We start from the raw sequence: 3,912 nt of genomic DNA, 5'->3' as shown, positions 1-3,912 counted from the left end.
CCTCAGCCGCTCTTGCCCTCACCGCCCTGCTTGCCGCCTGTTCAGCCGTTCGGTCCAGTCCCGACAGTTACGAGGGGGCTGTCTACGCACAGACCAACGAGACGGTCAACACTATCGTGGCTTTTGGCCGCAAGACAGACGGCACCCTGGTCAAGCTCAATACCTACGCCACTGGCGGCGCGGGGACGGCGGGCAAGCTCGTTCCCCTACTGGAAAAGGTTGTGGTGGACCCCTTTTTCAGCAACGACAGCCTGATCATCAGCCCCGATCACAAGCTGCTCTTCGCCGTCAACACTGGGGACGGCACCGTCACCAGCTTCAAGGTCAACGCCGACAAAACCCTGACCCGCGTGGACCGCGCGCCCAGCGGCGGCAAGTTGCCCCAGAGTCTGGGCTACAACGGCGATGGCCTGCTGTACGTCTCGAACGTCAACAATCCCAAGAACGTCCTGAACCCCAACGGGGATAAGCGGGCCAGCATCTCAGGGCTGCGGGTGGACGCCTCGGGCAAGCTCACGCCGATCCCGAACAGCACGCGCGAACTCTCCACCGACGCCACCCAACCCGGCCACGTCACCTTCAGCCCGAATGGCAAGCAGCTCTTGGTGATTGAACTCTTCGCCAAGACCATCTCGGTCTACCCGACGAACGCAGACGGCACGCTGGGAACGCCTATGCTGAACAGTGTCCCGGTGGACGCCTTCGGCTCTGACTTTATCGGCAACAATACCCTGATCACCGTTGACGTGACGCCCTTCAATCCCGGCAACGGCACCGCCAGCAGCTTCACACTGAACGATGACGGCTCACTCACGCCGCTGACGGTGGGGGTACGCAACGGTAAGATTGAGCCGTGCTGGGTGAGCATCACGCCCGACGGCAAGTTCGCCTTTACCAGCAACCTCGACACCGGGACCATCAGCAGCTACCGGCTGGATCAGGGCAAGCTCAGCCTGCTGAATGCCGACGCCGCGTTCAAGCCTGCCGAGGGAGCCAAGAGCGCCATCGATTACGTGACCAGCGGGCCAGTGGACACCTTTATCACCCCGGACGGAAAGTACCTGTACCAGCAATACAGCGGACGGGGCAGCGTGGTGGCCTACCAGATCGGCGCAGACGGCAGCCTAAAAGAAGTGGGCGAGTACGGGCGCGGCGACATCATGAAAATCGGTAGCGAGGGCCTCGACGGCTTCTAAAATAGAGAGGTCTCACCACTGATTTCATCTGCTGGGGCGGCGATATCGTCGCCCTAAATCCTGTTTCCCAGTCGCTTCAGCGGGTCATCCCGAAGGAGGAAATCTTTGACCGGCTCGCCAAGCGTGGACATTTGGCGGACCTGGCCTCCCTGCGAAAGATCCTCAAGCGGTACACCACGCAGGAGCTGGTGGTCACGAGGAAGCAGGGGAACGGGGCATGCTTCTATCGGTTGGCGGAGGGTGAAGCCGTCGAAGTGGCCCTCAATGAAGCATAGGAAAAGGCCGAGGCAGAGCAAAGCCGTAGCGAGTAGGTCAAATCCTGACAGCGCCGAAGCTCCAGCAAAAATGGGAGTTGGCCGGTCAGATTCCGCGTCTGTAAGTCAGTTACGCAAGATTAGCGCTTTCAGCGCACTTGCCTCTGAAACTGCGTCCCAGAGGGGAAAAACCACTGCACTCGTGATTTCTAATTAGTGCTCCTTTTTTGGCCTACTCTGGGGCATGACAAAGACCCCTGGCAAGCCCAGACAGAAGCCTCAGCGGGTGACCGTGACCCTCGAACCTCACCACGCCGCCGAGCTGAAACTGATGGCCGATGAAGCGGGGGTGACCATCTCGGCATTCTGCGCGAACGTGCTGGAACGCTACAGCTTGCAGGACCGGCAGGTGATGACCACCGACATTCTCAAGCTGGCCTTTGAAAAGCAGACCGAAGTGATGCAGCAAAACATCCGGGTGGCCCTGAACGAGCAGATGAACCGGGTGCGCTCACTGCTGGCCAGGACCAGCCTGGAAAGTGGATCGACGAAGCAGATGGTGTCCCTGCTGATCAGGGATCAATTCGGCCAGGAGAAAGGCCCGGAGTATGTGGACCGGGCCTGGAACTTCGCGGTTCACCAGTTGAAGGAACCGACGCCGCAGATTCGCGCCGCACTCAGCGAGCTGGCCGCCGGGATGGGCAACGACGATCCGGGCCTGCTGATGAAGGTCCGCGAGTCTGCCGATCAGGTGACGCAGAGCCTCAAGGACGTGCAGACCCTGGCCGCCCAGGTGCAGCAGCTCCAGCAGGAACAACAGCAGCTCGTCCAGGTCCTCGGCAAGTTGAACCAGCAGGTCAAGGAGGCACGGGGCGCGATGGTGGTGGCAACCGTCCGATTGGAGGACACCGAGGACCGACTCCGCAACGAGCCGCAAGGCTTCCTGGCGAGCCTGAAGGCCAAGCGCTGATGGCCCGCTCGATGGGCAGCACCCAGCGGGTGGTGCGCTCCATCCCAGACCGCAGCGGCAACAACTACACCAAGACCAGCGCCGGAGGCAGGGCGCGGGCCTCCAGCGCCACGAAGTACATGGACGAGAAGGAGCGCACCCAGCTCTACACCCTTGAGGATGGCCTGCTCAGAGAGACAGAACGGATGGAGGCCGCCGCCCGGATCGAGGACACCCAGACCAAATACCAGCAGCACCTGGTTTTCACCACCCAGCTCGCGGGGGAAGCAGAGGTGGACCAGCAGCGCGCCGCATTGCTGGTGGCCCAGGCGGTGCAGGAGCGCCGCATGGACGCCGACATTTACGCGGTGGCCGTCCACCAGCAGGACGGTGGGAATATCCACGTCCATGTCTGCTTCGGCACGGATACGACGCTACGAAGGGGCGCAGAGGGGGATCTGGTCCACTTCCAGAATCAGGCGTATGAGCTGGAGCGACACCTGGGCCGGGAGCTGGGGTTGCACCAGGACCAGGGCGTCGGGCAGGAGCGCCAGGGCAGAGGACAGACGCTAGAGCTGGATCAGGAGGATTACGGCAGTGGAGCGCGCAGGCAGCGCGAACGGGAGCGAGAAAAGGAACGCCAGTATGACCGGGGCATGGGGTACTGAGAACCGCAAGAAAGAATCAGCAAAGAGGGAGGTGAACTGGCGCAAGTGACCGGCCAGACCAGTTGGGCCATACACTGAACCATGAACGCTCCCAGCCGATCAGAATTGATTAAACACCTTCAGATCTATGTTAAACAGCATAAAATTCAAATAGATTCAGAATTTCAAGGTTGGGAGAGCGGCGTTCATGCTGTCTTAGACTGCGTTTTTAGTTCTATGGCTGATTATAAAACTACTGTATTGCCTACTCTAAAAAGATTCGGAGAACAACCAGGAATGCAGGATAATCCTAAACTAGAGTTTAGCCATTTTATTGCTGATGTGGATAAATATAATGTAGATGGAAATAAGTTCGTTTTTTATGCTCGTGAGATAATGAAGAATGAGCAGGAAATTTCAGGCCGAACAAAAGTTGAAGTTGCTTATGAAGTTTGCAAGTTCTTTATTGACCGTGGGCATGAAACGAAAGCGAGCTTGAAAGCACTTCCACGGGGTCAGCCTGGAACCTGTGAAACACCGCCCGGTGAGCCGGGTGAGTTGGAGTGCTGGGTGATGGAGGAAATGATCAAGCCGGGTTCAGCCCACAAGATCCGAGGAATGGGACCAGCGCTGGGCGCTTATCTGCTGATGAATTTGGGAGACGAGGAACACGTCAAGGTCGACACAATGATCCAACGTGTATTTACCAAACCCGATTTCTGGAAACCACGGGCAGGTCATCCAGTGGACGACAAGCTGATTCGTGATGCTGTGACCTGTGTGGCACGGCAAATGAACACTACTCCATTGCGGCTGGATAACGCTTTGTGGCGGCACGAGAGCAATGTTGCCAGGGAGAGGAAGGG

Annotated in this window: 4 protein-coding genes; all 4 read left to right on the top strand. The window is 58.7% G+C overall.

The genetic code is table 11. From position 1 onward, the window contains the following. Positions 1–1,196 (top strand): lactonase family protein (locus Q322_RS0119645; RefSeq protein ID WP_156953187.1); only part of this gene is annotated, 1,196 nt, incomplete at its 5' end. Positions 1,197–1,694: 498 nt separating this feature from the next. Next, positions 1,695–2,420, top strand: a complete 726-nt coding sequence (locus tag Q322_RS0119635; RefSeq protein ID WP_156953186.1) for a hypothetical protein — start codon at positions 1,695–1,697, stop codon at positions 2,418–2,420. Next, positions 2,420–3,067 carry a hypothetical protein gene (locus tag Q322_RS0119630; RefSeq protein WP_029479537.1) on the top strand — a complete coding sequence of 216 codons (648 nt, stop codon included), beginning with the start codon at positions 2,420–2,422 and terminating at the stop codon, positions 3,065–3,067. The genes Q322_RS0119635 and Q322_RS0119630 overlap by 1 nt, the downstream gene beginning before the upstream one ends. A gap of 81 nt (positions 3,068–3,148) precedes the next feature. Beyond that, a partial coding sequence (locus Q322_RS23715; protein ID WP_156953185.1) for a hypothetical protein occupies positions 3,149–3,912 on the top strand: 764 nt, incomplete at its 3' end.

Source organism: Deinococcus frigens DSM 12807, from assembly GCF_000701425.1.
Classification (GTDB): domain Bacteria; phylum Deinococcota; class Deinococci; order Deinococcales; family Deinococcaceae; genus Deinococcus; species Deinococcus frigens.
The sequence above is the reverse complement of the archived record's forward strand: the minus strand, read 5'-3'. Positions and strand labels throughout refer to the sequence as shown.